Annotated in this window: 19 protein-coding genes; 11 read left to right on the top strand and 8 right to left on the bottom strand. The window is 52.5% G+C overall.

All coding sequences use genetic code 11. The features are described from left to right. Positions 1-22 precede the first annotated feature (22 nt). Positions 23-595, top strand: coding sequence for a hypothetical protein (locus JNJ77_03985; protein MBL8821725.1), 573 nt, complete (start codon positions 23-25; stop codon positions 593-595). A gap of 284 nt (positions 596-879) precedes the next feature. After that, the gene (locus JNJ77_03980; GenBank protein MBL8821724.1) at positions 880-1,278 is read left to right on the top strand and encodes a transposase; all 399 of its coding nucleotides are present in this window, start codon (positions 880-882) and stop codon (positions 1,276-1,278) included. A 142-nt stretch (positions 1,279-1,420) separates the two neighbouring features. On the opposite strand, the gene JNJ77_03975 is transcribed toward JNJ77_03980, so the two are convergent. Both JNJ77_03975 and JNJ77_03970 read right to left on the bottom strand, forming a co-directional pair. Beyond that, a complete protein-coding gene (locus tag JNJ77_03975; GenBank protein ID MBL8821723.1) occupies positions 1,421-2,632 on the bottom strand; it encodes a hypothetical protein in 1,212 nt (403 codons plus the stop codon). Between the two features lie 21 nt (positions 2,633-2,653). Further along, positions 2,654-2,986, bottom strand: coding sequence for a hypothetical protein (locus JNJ77_03970; GenBank protein ID MBL8821722.1), 333 nt, complete (start codon positions 2,984-2,986; stop codon positions 2,654-2,656). Positions 2,987-3,149: 163 nt separating this feature from the next. On the opposite strand from JNJ77_03970, the gene JNJ77_03965 reads away from it, so the two are divergent. The 3 genes from JNJ77_03965 (at position 3,150) to JNJ77_03955 (ending at position 5,205) form a co-directional block, all read left to right on the top strand. After that, entirely contained in the window at positions 3,150-4,061 is a 912-nt protein-coding gene (locus tag JNJ77_03965) for an alpha/beta hydrolase (protein MBL8821721.1), read from the top strand. A gap of 103 nt (positions 4,062-4,164) precedes the next feature. Further along, a complete protein-coding gene (locus JNJ77_03960) occupies positions 4,165-4,701 on the top strand; it encodes a TlpA family protein disulfide reductase (protein MBL8821720.1) in 537 nt (178 codons plus the stop codon). Further along, positions 4,702-5,205, top strand: coding sequence for a DinB family protein (locus tag JNJ77_03955; GenBank protein ID MBL8821719.1), 504 nt, complete (start codon positions 4,702-4,704; stop codon positions 5,203-5,205). It abuts the gene before it with no gap. 1 nt (position 5,206) lies between these two features. Here the strand turns inward: JNJ77_03955 and JNJ77_03950 are convergent, their stop codons facing one another. After that, positions 5,207-5,989: a helix-turn-helix transcriptional regulator gene (locus JNJ77_03950; GenBank protein MBL8821718.1), complete on the bottom strand. Its 783-nt coding sequence runs from the start codon at positions 5,987-5,989 to the stop codon at positions 5,207-5,209. 91 nt (positions 5,990-6,080) lie between these two features. Between JNJ77_03950 and JNJ77_03945 the strand changes: the two genes are divergently transcribed. Next, complete coding sequence (locus tag JNJ77_03945; GenBank protein MBL8821717.1) at positions 6,081-6,452, top strand: VOC family protein; 372 nt, start codon at positions 6,081-6,083, stop codon at positions 6,450-6,452. A gap of 148 nt (positions 6,453-6,600) precedes the next feature. On the opposite strand, the gene JNJ77_03940 is transcribed toward JNJ77_03945, so the two are convergent. Together JNJ77_03940 and JNJ77_03935 are read right to left on the bottom strand one after the other, a co-directional pair. Further along, positions 6,601-6,768, bottom strand: coding sequence for a hypothetical protein (locus tag JNJ77_03940; GenBank protein ID MBL8821716.1), 168 nt, complete (start codon positions 6,766-6,768; stop codon positions 6,601-6,603). Continuing rightward, positions 6,765-7,277: a hypothetical protein gene (locus tag JNJ77_03935; protein ID MBL8821715.1), complete on the bottom strand. Its 513-nt coding sequence runs from the start codon at positions 7,275-7,277 to the stop codon at positions 6,765-6,767. The genes JNJ77_03940 and JNJ77_03935 overlap by 4 nt, the downstream gene beginning before the upstream one ends. Before the next feature lie 73 nt (positions 7,278-7,350). Between JNJ77_03935 and JNJ77_03930 the strand changes: the two genes are divergently transcribed. Beyond that, positions 7,351-8,130 (top strand): hypothetical protein, encoded by a 780-nt coding sequence (locus tag JNJ77_03930; GenBank protein MBL8821714.1) that lies wholly within the window; start codon positions 7,351-7,353, stop codon positions 8,128-8,130. A 1-nt stretch (position 8,131) separates the two neighbouring features. Here JNJ77_03930 and JNJ77_03925 read toward each other — a convergent pair whose 3' ends face one another. Next, the gene (locus tag JNJ77_03925; protein ID MBL8821713.1) at positions 8,132-9,688 is read right to left on the bottom strand and encodes an NPCBM/NEW2 domain-containing protein; all 1,557 of its coding nucleotides are present in this window, start codon (positions 9,686-9,688) and stop codon (positions 8,132-8,134) included. Between the two features lie 237 nt (positions 9,689-9,925). On the opposite strand from JNJ77_03925, the gene rpsP reads away from it, so the two are divergent. From rpsP to rplS, 3 genes are read left to right on the top strand one after another with little or no spacing between them, the layout of a single operon-like run. After that, positions 9,926-10,225, top strand: a complete 300-nt coding sequence (gene rpsP, locus JNJ77_03920; protein ID MBL8821712.1) for a 30S ribosomal protein S16 — start codon at positions 9,926-9,928, stop codon at positions 10,223-10,225. Positions 10,226-10,252: 27 nt separating this feature from the next. Next, on the top strand, positions 10,253-10,933 hold the full coding sequence (gene trmD, locus JNJ77_03915) for a tRNA (guanosine(37)-N1)-methyltransferase TrmD (protein ID MBL8821711.1): 681 nt from the start codon (positions 10,253-10,255) through the stop codon (positions 10,931-10,933). A gap of 12 nt (positions 10,934-10,945) precedes the next feature. Continuing rightward, on the top strand, positions 10,946-11,371 hold the full coding sequence (gene rplS, locus JNJ77_03910; GenBank protein ID MBL8821710.1) for a 50S ribosomal protein L19: 426 nt from the start codon (positions 10,946-10,948) through the stop codon (positions 11,369-11,371). 121 nt (positions 11,372-11,492) lie between these two features. Here the strand turns inward: rplS and JNJ77_03905 are convergent, their stop codons facing one another. Further along, entirely contained in the window at positions 11,493-14,990 is a 3,498-nt protein-coding gene (locus JNJ77_03905; protein MBL8821709.1) for a protein kinase, read from the bottom strand. Positions 14,991-15,225: 235 nt separating this feature from the next. Beyond that, positions 15,226-16,338 carry a prephenate dehydratase gene (gene pheA, locus JNJ77_03900; GenBank protein ID MBL8821708.1) on the bottom strand — a complete coding sequence of 371 codons (1,113 nt, stop codon included), beginning with the start codon at positions 16,336-16,338 and terminating at the stop codon, positions 15,226-15,228. Positions 16,339-16,692: 354 nt separating this feature from the next. Here pheA and dnaK point away from each other — a divergent pair, with 354 nt between their 5' ends. Next, positions 16,693-18,645 (top strand): molecular chaperone DnaK, encoded by a 1,953-nt coding sequence (gene dnaK, locus JNJ77_03895; GenBank protein MBL8821707.1) that lies wholly within the window; start codon positions 16,693-16,695, stop codon positions 18,643-18,645. Positions 18,646-18,677 lie beyond the last annotated feature (32 nt).

Here is an 18,677-nt window from a genome sequence, read left to right as displayed (position 1 = left end):
CTCCAAGTGATTGTCAATCATTATGAATGTCGTTGCATACATACTGATTGCGCTAGGAGGACTGGTAGCTCTGGTGAATTGGAGCACTCCAGTATTATCATGGCGTAAGAAGGGCTTTGTTTCTCCAATTCCATTCGTTGGCAGTCTATTGCTTCTCTTTGGATTGCTGCTTCTCCCAGGAACGCGTCCATACGCTTGGATTGCACTGTTTGTCGATTTCAGCACTCTCACCTTTCTTATCGCGTTACCTGTAATTGTTTATCAATGCTGGCCTACCTCTCGATTGAACTTGCAGCATTGCTTCGTCGCAAATGCAAACAAGCGATCACTCACCATCAAATTGTTCAAGCGACATAAAGCAACCATTTCAGCCAACTTTACAGTTCTTGGGGATGACAAGAGTGAACAAGTTATGACATTGGGATTAGTAGGCGAATGGACGACAACGAAGAACGGCTTCTCCATTACGGGTTATGCAGCGAATCGAAAACTACTCATCAACAAGCACCACGACAACTACATAACGAGTGAATTAAACTATTCGAGTGACAAGTATGATGGCTTGGGCGGATTTGAAGTACTGAAAAGGATGTAAAACTATCAGAATTCCACGGACTGTGGGGGACTATCAAGCGCTCTTTCAGAGCTTGCAATTTCTCAACCTCAAAACCAGGCCCTTCCGGGCCTGGCTAACGCCGAAGGCTCCTTCGGAGCCAACAGAAGAACACTTGTCACATAGGTATGCCCAAAAGCATTTACAGCCCTTGTAACGCAAACGAGTCTTGCTTTTGGCTCCAAAGGAGCCGCCGGTATTAGCCAGGCCCGGAAGGGCCTGGAAAAGGAACGCGCCGTTAGCTAAGCTCCAAAGGAGCGATCGAAATGCAACGTTTCCTCACAACCAATGTTTCAGATCGTTTCTACCCTTACCTGGGCGGTATCCTGCGCAATCTTAAATGCCAATTGATTCGCATTGGTGGCATCGAAGATCATATTCATCTTCTCATTCGTCAGGCTCGGGACATTTCCACTTCGGAAATGGTAGGTGAGTTGAAATCTATTTCGTCAGGTTGGATACATGATGAGTTTCCGCAGTCGAAAGACTTCTACTGGCAGCAGGGCTACGCGGAGTTTTCAGTGAGTTTGTCGGGGATTGATGCAGTGGCAGCCTATATCGAGAATCAAGCCGAACACCATCGCGTCAAATCGTTCCAGGAGGAGTTGAGGGAGTTTCTGGAGAAACACGGAATTGAGTTCGACGAACGTTACATGTGGGATTGATCGAGCGCTCCTTCGGAGCTTGTCAACCTTCAATATTCGTACCAGGCCCTTCCGGGCCTGGCTAACACCGAAGGCTCCTTTGGAGCCAGCAGACAACAGAACATAGTTCGCGTTCAGAAGAACAGTGTTCGCGTTGGCGCCATCACTGCGTCACAGGCACAACAGCTTTCGCCTCCTTCAATACCTTCTGAAACTCTGCTTCAAACTGTTTTGCGGCGGCGGCGTTGTAAATAATCAACAGGTTTTCGTCGTTCGATTCATCCGCGCTCTTGCTGAAGTTGAATGAACCACAAATCACAATCTCACCATCAATAATGATCACCTTGTGATGCAGATTGCGTGAGTTGCCATCCAGGTAGACGGGCAGCTTGGCCTGCAGCATGCGGTGGTATTCACAATAATCATTGGTGCTTTGTGATTTCTCGAACACGCCCTGCACATCCACACCTGCCATTGCTTTGCTCATCATCTCCTGGCCGATGCCATCATGCGTGAAGCTGAAGGCCATGAAATGGATGGAGCGTTTGGCTTTCTTCAATACCTCCATGACATGGTTGGCAGGCCGATCATGCGTCGAGAAATAATTCTCGATGACTGTACCATCTGCCAGGCTGACGGAGGGATGCGGAATGCGATCTTCCTTGCTGGGCAGGCCGCCAAACTTTCGCTTTTCAAACATCCACGTAAACTTGGTCATGTAGTTCTGTGCCAGTGCTTCACTTTGAATCATCAGGCCGTGGTTGTTGTTCTTATAGGCACAGTTCTCGGTGAAGTTCATGGAACCGGTCCAGACCTTTTTCTGATCGAACACCATGAACTTGTTGTGCATCAGCGCCCCGTCACGCTGGTCATCAACGATGGGTACGTTCACTTTCTTCATTGCCGCAATGCCTGATTCATCCAGGTAATCGGTTTCGGTGACCAGTCGAACTCGTACGCCCCGCCCCACTGCCCGCACCAGGGCGTCAACAATCACCTGGTTATCGAGTTCAAAGGCACAGACATCCAGCGTCTTGCTGGTTTCATCAATGCAGGCAGCCAGTTGCTGGGCAATGTTGCCCGGCTTCATCGCCTGTTCACCCGGCTCGGTAAAGTAAATCGCCAGGTTGCCACTGGCAGGCTTGACCGCATCGCCGGAGAAATCGAGTGACAACCTGCTGACAATAGCGTGTACAATTTCCTTGCGATGCTTCCAGGCGAATTCCGCCAGACGGTTGCCATAATATCCGCTGGAAAAACCACCCGCGATGAAGACCATCAGCCAGGCGGCATTGGCCAGGTAGCCACCACCAACGCGCTTTTTGAGCAGCTTGAGGGTCCAGTTCGCAAGAGGCTTGGCGATCCACGGAGCCATGATTTCATCCTTGAAAAACGTTCAGCTCGGTGTCGATAGAATTAACGCTTTGAGTAATTGATGAGCATTCGCCGGGTTCTGTTCAGGCCAACGCACCTGCTGAGTTACAGCCAGTTGTCTGGCCGGTTCCAGTCCTTGGTCGCGAAAGCAGGCAACTACTTTGGCGAACTTCCGCGCCAGTTGTTTCTTCTCGCGAATGAGTTTCCAGGCAGCATCATCGGAAGCAGTCTCGTTGGCAATGGTCTTCACCACCCTGGTCAGCCAACTGGTCAGCGTGATGGCTTCAGCCTCGTCCAGGTCGCTGGATAAGCCTTCATCTTCCAGCACCTGACTGATGGCAGCTTCCACATCCATGCCCGATCCTCTTCTCATTTATCGGGTAATCAAAAATTCGGAAGCGCTATAGCAGATTGGCTAAACTCCACAAGTGCAGGCTGAGAAGTGATCTTTCCTTTTTTGTTGTTCCGCTCGGGTAACACATTATACTCAGGCATCCTCTTACCCAGAGAATGCACCCATGATGTTGCGATCACTGCTGGTCTTGCTGGTTGTTGTGTCTTCACTGCGTGCACAGGTACCGGAAGCAACGGTCAAGGAAGACATTGTTTACGGAAGAAAGTATGGCGTGGCACTCACGATGGATGTGTTTACCCCGAACGCGAATCGCAATGGTGCCGGGGTAATCATGGTGGTGAGTGGCGGTTTCTTTTCCTCGAAGGAAGCCATCAACCGTGCATTCTTCAATGTCATGCTGGCACGTGGGTATGTAGTGTTTGCAGTGGTGCATGGCAGCCAGCCCAAGTTCACCATTCCGGAAATTGTGGATGATATGAACCGGGCAGTGCGATTTATTCGCTACCATGCCAAGGATTATGGCGTTGATCCGGATCGTCTGGGCATCATGGGTGCCTCGGCAGGCGGGCATCTTTCATTGATGATGGGCTGTGCATCGCGTGAAGGGAATCCTTCAGCCAAGGACCCCGTGGATCGTGTTTCATCGAGAATTGCTGCAGTCGGTTGTTTCTTTCCACCCACCGATTTTCTGAATTATGGCAAAGAGGGGGAAGTGGCGCTAGGCACCGGCATCCTGCAGGGTTTCTGGCCTGCTTTTGATTTTCAAACGCTGGATGGCAAGAAGGGGTTTGTACCAGTGGATGACATGGAGAAACGCAAAGAAGTTGGTAAGCAGATTTCACCTTTATATCACGTGACCAGCGATGATGCTCCAACGCTGATTATTCATGGTGATGCAGACAAGCTGGTTCCCATTCAACAGGCAGAACTGATCATCGCTAAGCTTAAGGAGAACAATGTCGTTTGTGAACTGGTGGTTAAACCGGGCAAGGCCCACGGGTGGGCAGGCATCGATAAAGATCTAGTCATCATTTCAGACTGGTTTGACAAACACGTGGCGAAAAAGGGACAGTAGCTTGAATGATATCCATTCCAGACTAAATCAGAATTTTTCTGCTGAATCTCAAAATGGAATATGCTACAGTTTTTCAACAAGTTCCTTTCTCCTGGGGATTACCATGAATCGTTTGCTTACCTTGGCGTTAATGAGTTTGATGTTGTGTACGCTACACGCACGTGCAGCAGATTTGAATGTTGGCGATAGTGCTCCTGATTTTGCAGTCAACAAGTTCCTCAAGGGTGAACCTGTCAAGCAACTGCAGCAGGGACAGATTTATGTGATCGAATTCTGGGCGACCTGGTGTGGCCCATGCATCGATAACATTCCCAAGCTGACTGCGATGCAGAAAAAGTATGGCGACAAGGTGGTCTTTGTCGGGGTTAGTGTGTTTGAACGTGACCAGACTAAAGTAGCTCCCTTTGTGAAGCAGATGGGTTCCAAGATGAACTATCGCGTAGCTATGGACAAGGTGGAGAAAAATGGAAAGTCTAGTGATGGTCACATGGCTAAGAACTGGCTGAAAGCTGCGGGTCAGAATGGCATTCCCTGTGCCTTCATCGTTGACAAGGAAGGCAAGATTGCCTGGATCGGTCATCCGGCCCAAATGGCAAAGCCGCTCGACAACGTGGTAGCTGGCCTGCCTGCGGTCAAGTAAATGGATGTTTCTTCAGCACTCAAGTCGCAGTATCGTGCTGCACTCCGGACATTGCTTGCAGTCGTCGAAGCATGTCCGGAGGAGCTTTGGTACAAGCCGAACGATGGTGGCCCAGTCTACTGGCGTGTGGCGTACCACACGCTTTTTTATTGTCATTTCTATCTACACCAGAAACAGGAAGATTTCATCCCCTGGGACAGGCATCAGCCAGAGGCAAACTATATTGCCACTGTTGCTCACGAGAATCATCGTCCTCCCAAGCCATGTGAACCTTATTCCCAGGCAGATTTGAAAGCCTACTGGCAGATCATTTACGATGATGTTGACCGGCTCGTCGATGCACTCGATTTATCAGCAGCACAGTGTGGCTTCCCGTGGTATCAGATGTCCACGCTGGAACATCAACTGGTCAACATCAGGCATATTCAGCACCATGCAGCCATTCTTTCCTGGCGGTTAAGAAGTACCAGCGGCAAAGCGATGGGCTGGGTGGGTAAGGGTTAGGTCAATCAACATACTGGCTTGGTGTTGTTCCAAAGAAACGTTTGAAGGCGACGATGAAGGCGCTCGGGCTGTCATAGCCTACCGCCAGGGCGACCTCCGTTATTGATACATTTCGTGTACTGAGCAAACGAACCGCCTGTAGTAGACGGAATTGCATACGCCATTTGCCTAGCGACATGCCAGTTTCGTGTTGAAACAGCCGTTCCAGTGTACGCACGCCGGTAGCAGCATGTCGGGCAAGCTGTTTCATGGATGCACGATCATCGGGATGCTTCCTGAGCCAATGTACCACTCGCAACGCACGCTCATCCCGTGGCATGGGGAGAAACAACTCCGCAGATTGCAGATCGCCCAGTTGATCGAGCAGAAATGGAATCAGACTGGCATGAACGGGGTGGCTTTCCTTCAAATACCCCAGCGAGATAGTGTGCAGGATCAGTTCGCGAAGCAGCGGGGAGATGTTCACCGCACTGCACTCGGTTGGCAGCGGTGCACTGACTACCGGGTTGATGTAGAGTGTGTGAATCAGCACCGATGCTGAGAGTTCCATGCTGTGATGCACACCTGCGGGCACCCAGACCGCACGGTTGGGCGGCACCACCCATTCCTTGCCCAGTGTAAACACCCACATCACGCCTTCGCTGGCATAGATCAGTTGATGCCAGTCGTGAGCGTGTACGGGCACACGCGATGCAGCATAGTGACGTACAGCCAGGCTGCGCACCAGGCACTCATCATGCTTGCTGTGAGCCCCTTTTTTCAGCGGTTGTCGCTTTTTCGACATATTTTGACGTTATATCGAGAGACAGACTGACCCGTTGCTGGTTATCATAGCATGCGTTCAACCATGGCAGCCATTTTCCAGGGAGTAAACGATGCCGAATAACCTGTCATTCTTTGCGATTCATGCCGACGATGTTGGTCGTGCACAGGCCTTTTATGAAAAGGTATTGAAGTGGAAGTTTCAGCCTTGGGGCCCGCCTGGCTTTTTGACCATCAACACCGGGCATGAAACGGATGTATGCGGCGCCTTGCAGATGCGACATGAAATTGTTCCGGGGCTGCAACTGAACGGCCTGGAATGCACTTTCGATGTGGAAGACATTGATGCAACAGCCAAGGCCGTGGTGGCTGCTGGTGGAACAGTCATTATGCCCAAGTGTGAAATTCCCACCGTGGGCTGGCTGATCAAGATCAAAGACACGGAAGGTAATGTGCTCTGCATGAAGCAGCCTGCACGAAAATGAAGTTGTTGTGGTTGTTCTCAGATATCTTTTGCATCCTCCATAAGCTGGGGCAGGGTCGTGTGGTACTCCACTCGACCCTGTTCAGCTGTGACAACATCATATCACCGCATCAGGGTCGAAACGGAATACCATTACGACTCCGCCACAACTAATTAGCAGGCTTATTGAGTGACTGAAGACAAGCAGGACAATACCACGGTGCCGGTGTCTTTACCGGTCGTGGGCTGCGTTTGCGGCAGCGGGCACAAAGATAGCGTTTGCCTTTGAAAGCTGTCTTGGGTCGGTGCTGCTTGCCTGTCCGGGGAATGTTTTTCACGGCTTGGCTTTCTCTTCGATCTTGGCACGTCGCCAGTCGTACTGTGTTTTGCCATCCTTATCCAATAGCAGCAGACGATCTTCGGTCACTTCTACAATCGTGTCTTCTGCGGTGTCACCCAGCGTATTGATGATCAGATTAACTTTGCTGGCAGGTTCGCCGCCGATGGTTTTCTTGATCAGTTTCTTATCCTTCAGTGACCATGTCATGTCAAAACGGAGCTTGGTGGCATAGAGCAGAGCAGCGGCCCCTTTGAGTTCCACGAGCATGGTGCCGGTGCCATCGGCATTCAGAGTCATGGTGCGTTTGCCCTGATATTCATCCTGCCATGTGCCAATGACCTGCTGGCGTGCCTTGTCCTCGACGGAGCCAGTGGTAGGCAGAGTGGCGTTCAGAGCCACAGCAGAATCTTTGGCGGAGGCTGGTGGCAACGTCAACCGCCACCAGGCTACTCCACCACAAACAATGATCGCCAGCAGGCAGAATGCAACAATCCATCGGCGTTTCATGACTGGTACCATTCCATCTGTTACCCTATGAATATCTTACACGGAATAACTTGAGCAACGAGTTGCTGCTCAGATGTCAGTAGCCCTGGTGGTGGCAGGCATGCCCAAACATGCTCAGCGTACGGTCCTCTTCCTCTGCACCGGCAACTATTATCGCAGTCGGCTGGCTGAGGTCTTTTTCAATGCGCTGGCTGGCAAAATGGGGCTGGGCTGGAATGCGGTTTCCCGCGGATTAGCCCTGGAACGAGGCATCCATAACATCGGGCCGATAGCAGATATCGCGAAGCAGGCAATACAAGCGAAAGGAATCAACCGGGATGAGTCAATAGAACGGATGCCTGTTGCAGTGACTCTGGATGATTTCGAGAAAGCTCAATGGGTGGTTGCTTTGGATGAAGAGGAGCATCGGCCGTTGCTGATGGAGCGATTTCCGGGTTGGGATGATCGGGTGGAATACTGGAATGTGGAAGATACGCCAGTGGTCATTCCGCTGATTGATGCTGAAGTGAAGGGTTTGTTTGCCCGACTGTTGAGCGGAGCAAAGCGTCTGGGGCCGCCTATCCTGGAAGAGCCAACAGTAAAGCAAGCTAAGGAACTGCCTCGCAAAGCATCTCCCATGATTTTGAAAGTAGGCAGGGAAACAGCAGGTCGCAAGGGCAAAAGGGTGACCACGGTTTTCGATACGCCATTGGATGAAACTGCCTTGTTGGAACTTGCAGCCAAGCTGAAACAGAAGTGTGGCACTGGCGGCACGGTAAAAGATGGGCGCATTGAGATTCAAGGCGATCAGCGAGAGCGGATTATTGTTGAACTGCAAAAGCTTGGGTATCAGGTCAAGCGGGCGGGTGGGTAGCCTATTTCTTTCCTGGTTGCAGCGTCAGAACCGGGTCGAGCCAGACGCAGTGACAGCCGTAGTTGCTGCCGGCCGACCAGCATTGCAGTGACAGTACTTTGACGCCTGTGACATCGACGTTGAACGGTTCGACTTTTCCTTTTTGTGTTATTTTTCTGGAATGCCAAAGAAGTTTGCCATCACCCACGATAGCGAATCGGCCATCCGATGAACTGCCTGTGTCGTCGATGCCAACGGCACCATTAAGCCTGGTTGCTTTTTCACCCAGCAAGTAGTAAACGCAGAAACGACTGTCGATGCCGGGATGAGTACTGAGAGCCTGTTCGTACTTTTTGGAGTTGACGAGAATGCTGTTGTTAGAGGGTGATTTCAATTGTCCCTTTTTTCCGAAAGACCACTGTGGTGGAGCCATGCTGACGCCGAACTCCTGCATGTCGGAAAGGAAGAGGGTGGACATGCCGGGCTTGATGGCTGGATCAACATCAAACTGCGGTCTTGGTTCAATAGGCAGGCGCGGCGCGACTTCCTGATCAGGGATCAATTCCTGCACGGGTACTTTCGCAGGAGGAGTTTTTTCCGCTGGAACGGCCTTGTCCGATTTCTCATTGGACGCCGGTGGTTCCTTCTTGCGTTCAGGTGGAGATGCCGGTTTCTCCTCTTTATTCACTGGTGGTTGTTGCTGTAGCTCGGCTGGTTTATTTGGCACTTCGGTGATTTCAAACGAATCGTAAAACTTGACGACATCGGGGTGTTTCTCATGCAGGCCTCTGCCGCCAGCGATAGCGAAATACAATCGCGTTCCAACCAGGTAAGTGCGTACGAGGAAGTAGCCTTTCTTCTCGGAGACCTTCATGGTGAGTTGTTTGCCTGGCAATTCCTTGTGCTTGATGGGTTTCCTGTTTTCCTCCACAGCTCCCATGTTTTCCAGGAACGCAGCATAGCCTGAACAGGTATCGTTGAGAATGGTTTCCGAACCGACTTGCAATCTGCCGGGTGCCATGCGGCCATCGGAATAGGCAACACCAAAGATGGCATCTTTATTTGGTTGTGTGCTAGACATTCTTATGGAGAGGCCGGGAACCTGTTGAGTTTCATTCTTGACCGTTCCAGGTAACAGTACTTTCAGGTAGGGTGCAACCTCATGAGGTCGCCAGAGATCTGCTTCGTAGGGCTGTGCATCGGGCCAGCGTGTGAAGGCATAGATGGCCCAGATCACCATGCCAATGCCCAGGATGGCAAAGAGCCCCTGCCAGACGATGGGTTCTAATGCGATGGCTGGCATTTCCCAGCCGGCTTTCCTGGCTGGTTTCTTTTTCTTCTTCTTTTTCTTGAGCGGCTTGGCAGGATCAACTGTCTTTTCATCAGGAGTCAGCGTCATCGTCTCCTCTTCGATGACATCAACCGGAGTGATGATTTCCTCATCATCGGGTAAGTCGCCTGGTGCTGGAAGAGTGACAGCGGTTTTACAGCGTGGACAAGAGAGCGTCTGACCGATCAGGGCATCGTTGTATTTCAAAGTAGCCTGGCAGGAATGACAGGAGTGAGCATAGTTCGACATGGAGATACCTCAGGATGTCGAGGATAGTATCATGATGCAGACGGTGTTCAAGCATGTAAATGAATGGTGAAAATGAATTCACGATTGCCAGTACCAGTGAAGAAATCCTTCATGTGGCACTGGCCAAACCCTCACCAAGTTCGCAAGATAGTAGGTTCCCAACGCTTGCGGTACGCGCCATGCGTATTGCACATAACACCTAGCGTGTGAAGGAGTTACGTCGTGGTTGTGATTCGTTTGCGGGTACAGGGCCGAAAACACCGGCACTTCTTCCGCATGTGTGCCATGGATAAACGCCAGCCAAATGATGGGCGGTTTATCGAAGAATTAGGGACTTACGATCCCCATGTGAAGGATAACGACAAGACTGTCGTGCTGAATCCCGAACGCATCAAGTACTGGCTGAGCGTGGGCGCTCAACCTACCCACCGATGCAAGGTGATTATCGATAAATTCATGAAGAAATTCGAGGAACAGGCCAAGACCGAAACGATCTCCGGCCATGTACCTCTCGATCCCAATAAAGCCAAGGTATAACGGCGGTTATTCCAGGAAGAGACTATCATGCGTTTCGACGTGTTGACTCTCTTCCCCGGCATGTTCTCAGGGTATCTGACGCAGAGCATCCTGAAGCGTGCCATTGAGAAGGGCCTGGTAGACATTCATTTGTGGGACTTTCGCGACTGGGCGTCGGGAAAGTACAGGCAGGTGGATGATCGCCCCTTTGGCGGTGGCCCTGGCATGGTGCTGATGCCCGAACCGGTGGTTCAGGCAGTGGAAGGCATCAGGCCGCTGGCGGAACATGAGGGGACACTCCTCATGATGACGCCGCAGGGCGAAAGGCTGACGCAATCGCTGGTGCAGGAGCTGGCAGCTAAACCCAGGCTGCTACTACTCTGCGGGCGATACGAAGGCTTCGATGAACGGATCAAGGAGATCCTGAAGCCTCGCGAAATCAGCATCGGTGATTTCATCTGCAATGGCGGTGAGGTGGCTGCCATGGTGGTGATTGACACGGTGCTGCGATATGTTCCCGGCGTACTGGGAGACGAGGAAAGCGTGACGGAGGAAAGTCACAGCCAGGCTGGTGTGGTGGAATACCCGCACTACACCAGGCCTCGCGACTTTCGAGGACATAGGGTGCCTGAGGTGCTGCTCTCGGGAAATCATGAAGCCATAGCAGCGTGGCGACAAGAACAATCTGCTCAGCGAACAGCTGAGCGACATCAGAACGACAGAGAATAAAGGAAGACTGACATGGCTCTCAAGCGTGGTGCATTACTTTCCAAAGTGGAAGCTACAGCACTGAAAAAAGAAGAAGATCGCAAGCAGATTGCCAAGTTCAATGTGGGCGATACCATCGATGTCCACCAGTGGATTCTCGAAGGGTACGATAAGGAAGGCAACGAAAAACGTCGCATCCAGATTTACTCCGGCACCGTGATTGCCATGAAAGGCACCGGCAACCGCGAAATGTTCACCGTCCGCCGACTGGTGGATGGCCAGGGCGTCGAGAGAACCTTTCCGATGCATTCCCCCAAGATTGCCAAGGTAGTCGTGAAACGCTCCGGCATCGTCCGCCGAGCCAAACTCTATTACCTGCGCGACCGAGTAGGCAAGGCCACCCGCATCCGCGAACGCAAGAAGGGCGTTGTCGTGGAAAGCGCAGGGGCTGCGAAGTAGGCCAAGTCACCTAGGAATGCAGATATACGATTCCAGCACGGTCAATGGGCCGTGCTGTTTGCATTCTTCTACTGTTTGAGAAAGGGGAGAATCCTGACCCCTCAACCCTCTATCCTGAAGCCTACTCAAGCGGTAGCCAGTCTTGGGTGTCCATGCGGCTGTGGGGGGAGGAGACGAGGGATGATTTGTTCTGTTCGTAGTCGTCGGTGCAATGCTGGAAGACCTGCTGCATGTCGCTGACGGTCAGGTTGCCTTGCTCGCGGCAGATGAAGATGTCGGTGACGACGCTGATCGGCATGACTTTGAGCGTATCGAGTGCTTTGACAGCAAGTTCGGTGAAGTGCTTGCCGGCATCGGTGGAGGGTACGAGAAGGAAATCGCTCTGTTCTGTGGGAGGCGTCTTCGAGGCAATGCTGGGCGTAGCCAGGTGATGGAATACCTTGGTCTGTGCGGCGAGGTCGACACCGAGGGCTTGTGCGGTAGAGAGTTCCGCCTGGCAGACATCGGTGACTTCCAGATGCTGATTCAGATAGGTGGCAGTACCCTGAAGCAGCGGGCCATTGAGCGCACGGGAAAGATCGCTGTTGTTCATGCACAGGGAGAAGAGTCCTCCCATAGGCTTCATGACATTTTCCTGCAGGTACATGTCGAGTTCGCCCCAGGCTGTTGCAGGCACTGAGGCAAGGAAGCGGGTAGCTGCCTGTTCCAGATCGGTCTGCCCTTCGGGAAGCACGATGCGGGAAGCAAGCACCATGGCGGCATCGCGGAGAATCTGGCTGCTCGACATCTGCGAGGAGGAGATGTCGTTCGATTTTCCACCGAAAGTATCCATGCTGGCGCTGGTAAGATCTTGTTCCGAGGCAGCGGTGATGAGCGACTGTTCAAGAGTCTTGAGTCGCTGGCCGCAGAATTTCAGATCGCGCTGCAGTTCGCTGATACGTGCCGCCAAGGTGCGATAGATCAGTTCGATGGCCCGCAGGGTATATTCCTTGAGCCTGTCGCGCGTGAAGTGAACGACGGCATCGAGGAACTGCTGCAACAGCCTTTGCATGCGCTTGGCAGGGAAGAAGCTGAAGCTCCTCACGCCGGCGAGGGTATCTTCCAGAGCCTGGCTGACTTTCTGGTGGCTCTGTGCCGAGACATGTCGCTGTTGCTCTACTTCCAATTGATACTTCTCAACAATTGCATTGAGTTGCAAGCCGAGTTTTTCGTAAGCAGCATGGGCGATTGCCATGCGGTCGCCCGGGGTGTTAAAGAGCCTACGTGCCGGGCGATTGAGGATGGCAGCATATTCACCTGCTACCTTTTCAGCGCTATCGAGATAGAGTCGGTCGAGTTTGCTGCGTTGCCAATCGCTGCCGGGACCGGAGGTTCCCGCACCACCTGCCCATTCGCGCATACGCTGAAGGGCATCGCGGCACCAGGTGTTAGGTTCGTTGCGGGCAAAACCGCTTTCAGCCTGCTGGGCCAGTTGTGCCAAAAAACTTTCGATGAGCTGGGCTGGCGTGCCCTCTCCACCCGCTTCTTCCATGGCAACCTGTTCCACACGCAGGGCCATGGCTTCAGGCTGCCAGTTATTTTCGTTTAGAAGTGCTGTGCATTCCCGTTCCACTTCGGCATGTCGCTGCGTAGCATCGTCGCGAAGCCAGAGACGGATGAGCCGTTGCACCGCCTGGCGGGAGGCGATACGCAACATCAAACCGCGAGGATACCAGACGTTGTAGGTACCGAAACTGCGGAAGACGGTGCCAATTTTGGCATACTGTTGAACTCGGGACGGAGTGAGCATGCGTCCCAGGGGTGTAGCCAGATCGTTGAAGACATAACTGGCCATGCGGGACGCGACTTCGCGAACCGTGCCGGGGCTGCGACGGCCCACTCGAGTGAGATAGACACTCTGGAACGGCGCACCAGAATCTTCCATGAGCTGCATGCCGGGGCGATACTTGGCGGTAAATAAAGTATCGGGGTGGCTATAGTGATGGATTTCGGCCAGTGCTGCGTAGGTGTTGGCTTTTTCGCTGGGTGGGGTGGAAAGATCGCTCGGTGCACCGCAAAACAGGTAAGCAAAAATATCCTGCTCACCAATACCCTGTTCCTGAAGCAGGCGACGACAGGTGTAAGCGATGTCGACGAGCATGCCACTACCGGTACCTCCGCCTGTGGCAGCGAAGATCAGAATCTGGGGCGTTTCAATGCCTGGTTCCAGACCGGTCATAGTGGCGGTCTGTTCCAGGCCATCCACGTCAAGAAGAGCCTGGATATCACGTTTCAGTTTCGATGCGATGCGTAGATGATTCTCAGTGAGAGCCAGTCGACCGAGCGTACGAACCCCGGAAACGGCGAGTGAACGGGGGATGCTGTAAAGGCGTTCGGGAGGCAGCCATTCGGAGATGAGTTCGAGTGATTGCCGATGTTTACGATAGCCTGCCACGCCGCTGAGTGGCGCGTGATAAATTTCTTGAGGCTGGAAGGATTGTTCAGGCGGACCGGTCAAAGCATCGTTGACCGACTTCGGGTCAGAATCGATGTAGATGTATTTCCAGCAGGGCACACGATCGAGCCCACCAAACCTGTCAATAATCCGGTAGCGAACAGCCTGCAGAGCTTCTCGGCCGTAATCGCCCAAGCCAATTAAATAGGTGGGGCGGAGCGGGCCGGGTCGCGAGGGCCTTGCGCCGGGGGTAGCCCGGATGGCTTTCGCAAGTTGCGATTTGCCTGAAGGCTGTTCTTCATCGTTTGCCTCGATGAACAGATCTTCCATCGTAGCCCAGGTGCGGGCGCCGGGAGTAGCTCTAACGAGTGCTCCGATGAAATCAAGGCAACTGGGAAACCGCTGTTGCGGATCTTTCGAAAGTGCCCGGGCCACCACGGCCCGGTCGCTGGGTGGCAAAGGCTTCAGATCAGGCTCCTGCATGCAGTGCTGCTGCATAAGCTGGCGAGCGCTTTTGCCGGTGAAAGGCAGACTGCCTGTCAGCAGTTCCTGAAACACAATGGCCAGAGAATACTGATCGCTGTGCTTGCTGAGGTCGCCCTGGAATGTTTCAGGTGATGCATAGGCCGGTGTGATGCCGCCGAGCAAACCGCTGTTAGTGGTGTTGCCTCGCCCTTCGAGGGCTTTAACCAGTCCGAAGTCTGCGACTTTCACTCGATTGCTGACCAGGAAGAGATTGCTCGGCTTGATATCGAGATGCTGAAGGTTGTATTGGTTGTGGATCAGGTCGAGTGCTTCGGCAGCATCACGCAGGTAGGAGAGTAGTTCCGAACGGGGGATGCCCACCTGGCCATTGGCGCGATATTCGTTGAGCAGATCGCGAAGGTCCTTGTCGGCCAACTCCATGACGATGACGAGTTCGCCTTCAATCTGTTCAACGCGTTCTACATTGACCAGAAACGGATGCCTGATGTTCTTGACACGTTCGAGAGCAGCGAGTTCCTGCTCGGCACGGACAGCTTCGTTCTCTGAGCCTTGCAGGTTGCCGAAGACAAATTTGATGGCTTTGTAGATGCCGCCTGGGACGTCGCATTTCCACACTTCGCCAAAGCCGCCACTCCCCAGCGGCTCGATGAGTCGATACCCTGGAATAGGCTCGGCATTTGGTTCTCTGACCAGTGACATACTGGTACCCTGGGCGAAGCAAACAAGTCAATCGTAGGAAGGCATCCTATCTACTTATCGCTACTTGCTTTAGATTAGATCATGAACGGGCTGTTGTCCAATAGCAAGAGTAGGTAACATGAAATCTTGCAGATGGGGCAATTGTATACTCTCCCACTTTACAAGGGGGAGTTGGAGGGGGTAAATTTAAAACTCCACCCAGCCTCCCCTTGGTAAGGGCAGGAGTAAATGATGTCTATTCAAGTGCATCCGTCTGGGTGAACGAACCCAGAATGACAATCTGCTTACTGTGTTTCTCGAGAGCATCAAGAGTCTTCTTGACCTTAACGTCGTCAACATGCCCCTCAAAGTCAACGAAGAACACGTATTCCCCCTTGCCGGTGCGGGCGGGGAAGCTTTCGATCATGCTCAGATTGATTTTGTTGTTCTTGAATACCAGCAAGGCATCGAGCAGGCTGCCTGGATGATTGGAAGTCTGGAACACCAGAGCTGTCTTGTCTTTGCCCGAACGATCCGCCATGTTCTTGCCAATGACAGCAAAGCGGGTTTCATTCTGGGGGTTGTCTTCGATATGTTCAAACAGCATCTTGATGCCGTACCGGACGGAAGCTTGTCGGCTGGCGACGGCGGCGGCACCCGGTTCGCGAAGTGCTAACTCGGCAGCAGCAGAAGTGCTGTTCACAGGAATCAGTTGGGCCTGGGGTACATTCTTGCTCAGCCAGTTGCGGGTTTGCGAGAGCGCCTGTTCCTTACTGTAGACCCGACGGATTTCCTGTTGATGGCAATTGGCCAGCAGGTTGTGATGAATACGAAGGCGAACTTCAGCACAGATGCGAATCTGAGGCAGGCTCAGGAACTGGTCGAGAGTGTCAGCAATGCGGCCATCAGTTGAATTTTCCAGTGGCACCACACCGTAATCAGCGTGGCCTCGGTTTACTTCATCAAAGACGGCAGGAATGCTGCCTACGCCGACAAATTCCACGCCGTGCCCGAAGCGTTCAATGGAGGCAATGTGACTGTAGCTGTATTCTGGTCCAAGGAAGGCGACTTTGAGGAGTTTCTGAAGTGAACGGGCACCGCTCATCAGTTCGCGATAAATGGCCCGGATGGTGACAGGCTGTAACGGGCCTTTGTTGTTGCTCAACAGGTTGGCAATCACTTCCTCTTCGCGTGCTGGCGAGAAGACTTCGGATTGTGTATCTGTCTTTAGCTGGCCAATTTCAACAGCACATTCAGCCCGCTCATTGATCAGCTTGAGTATCTGCAGATCAAGCTTGTCGATCTGGGATCGCAATGATTTAAGCTGCTGGGCTACCTTAGCGGGATTCACTTCAGGTTTTTTCGACATGTGGTAACTCAATGTGCTGCCTGGAACTGAACATTTGTCATTTTCTAAGGTGTACAGTTCAGGTGTCAACAAATACCTGAACTAAATGTAAAAAATGATGGTTAATTTCGAGTGATTCTTCTATCAGATGTCATTTTGGCATAGAATGAAAAATGCCTTTTAGGAAGTGGTGTGCCAAATTGACAATCGACAGTGCATTGCATGGAATATTTCGTAACATTTATGTGTTTATATATCATATAGTTACGTCAATTCATCGAGTTTGTTTATTTGAATGGAATAGCTATTGCTCAATACAGTACGTTTTAACTCCAATCCGCCAAAACAACACTCTGACATAAGGAAACAAACTCAATGGCTGAAGAGAAAATCATAGGTATTGACCTTGGTACCACCAACTCCGTCGTGGCAGTGATGGAAGGTAACGAGCCCAAGGTTATTGCCAATCAGGAAGGTAATCGCATCACCCCCAGCGTGGTGGCGTTTACTGACAAAGGCGACATTCTCGTGGGCGACCCTGCCAAGCGGCAGGCGGTTACCAACCCTAAGCGAACCATTTATTCGATCAAGCGATTCATGGGTCGCCGACATAACGAAGTGGAATCGGAAGAGAAGCTGGTTCCCTACCAGATTGTTGGCGGCGCCAATGATCTCGTCAAGGTTCAGGTAGGCGACAAGACACAGACGCCTCCTGAAATTTCCGCGCTCGTCCTCCGCAAACTCAAGGAAGCTGCTGAAGCCTACTTGGGCCACAAGGTACGCAAGGCGGTTATCACCGTGCCTGCCTACTTCAATGATGCTCAGCGCCAGGCGACCATTGATGCTGCTGTCATTGCAGGCTTTGATCCCGAATGGGAGATTGAAGGTAAAGATGGCAAGATGATCAAGCAGAAGATGCGTATCATCAATGAACCTACTGCTGCCTCCCTGGCTTATGGCTTGGATAGCAAGAAGAACGAAAAGATTGCTGTCTTCGATCTGGGTGGTGGTACGTTCGATATCTCCATCCTCGATGTAGGCGATGGCATTTTCGAAGTGAAATCGGTTAATGGCGATACCCACCTGGGTGGTGATGACTGGGATGATGTCCTCATCAACTGGTGTGCTGATGAATTCAAGAAACAGCAGGGTATTGATCTGCGTAAAGACCCGATGGCCATGCAGCGACTGAAGGAAGCTGCCGAACGCGCCAAGAAGGATCTGTCGCAGCAGGCCAATACCGAAATCAATCTGCCCTTCATCACTGCAGATGCGAGCGGGCCGAAACACCTGCAACTGTCGCTGAGCCGGGCTCAGTTCGAGAAGATGACTGAACATCTGATCGAACGCTGCAAGGCACCGGTGCTGAAGGCACTGAAGGACTCGGGCCTCAAAGCCAGCGAGATCGACGAAGTCGTACTCGTGGGTGGTATGACCCGTGTTCCGCGCGTGCAGCAGGTGGTGAAGGAAATCTTTGGCAAGGAACCTCACCGAGGCGTGAATCCTGATGAAGTGGTTGCCATCGGCGCTGCGATCCAGGGTGCACAGCTTCTGCTTGGCGCCAAGTCGGAAGTATTGCTACTCGACGTCACTCCGCTTTCCCTGGGTATTGAAACCCTGGGTGGCGTGATGACCAAGATGATCGAACGCAACACGACTATTCCTTGCCAGAAGAAGAATGTCTTCTCGACCGCAGAAGACAGCCAGCCTTCGGTTACCGTCAAGGTGTTTCAAGGCGAGCGGGAGATGGCTGCAGACAACAAGATGCTCGGCATCTTCAATCTGGATGGCATCCCCCCTGCTCCACGAGGCACGCCGCAGATCGAGGTGGCATTCGATATCGATCACAACGGTATCCTGAATGTGAGTGCCAAGGATCTGGGTACCGGCAAGGAGCAGAAGATTCGCATCGAAGCATCTTCAGGTCTCAATGCTGCCGAGATCGACAAGATGCGTAAAGATGCGGAGTTGCATGCCGCTGACGACAAGAAGAAACGCGAACTGGCTGAGACTCGCAACCAGTGCGAACAGATGGCTTATCAAACCGAGAAACTGCTCAAGGATATGGGCGACAAGCTGGCGGAAAACGATAAGGCACCCATCACCAGTGCGATAGAGAAAGTTCGCACCGAAGCCAAGGGCGAAGACGTGGCAGCCATGAAACAGGCACTGGATGCCCTGCAGCAGGCCAGCTACGCGATGTCGCAACAGCTTTACAAGGGCTCACAGGGCCAGCCCGGCGCTGAACCTGGCCCAGGCGGCGCCTCCCCCGCAGGCGACAAAGGCAAGGACGACGTAGTCGATGCGGAGTTTGAGGTGAAAAAGTAATCCGTTTGCTATATAAGCAGGCAGGCCGAGCA

Source organism: Planctomycetia bacterium, assembly GCA_016795155.1.
GTDB lineage: Bacteria > Planctomycetota > Planctomycetia > Gemmatales > HRBIN36 > JAEUIE01.
The sequence above is the reverse complement of the archived record's forward strand: the minus strand, read 5'-3'. Positions and strand labels throughout refer to the sequence as shown.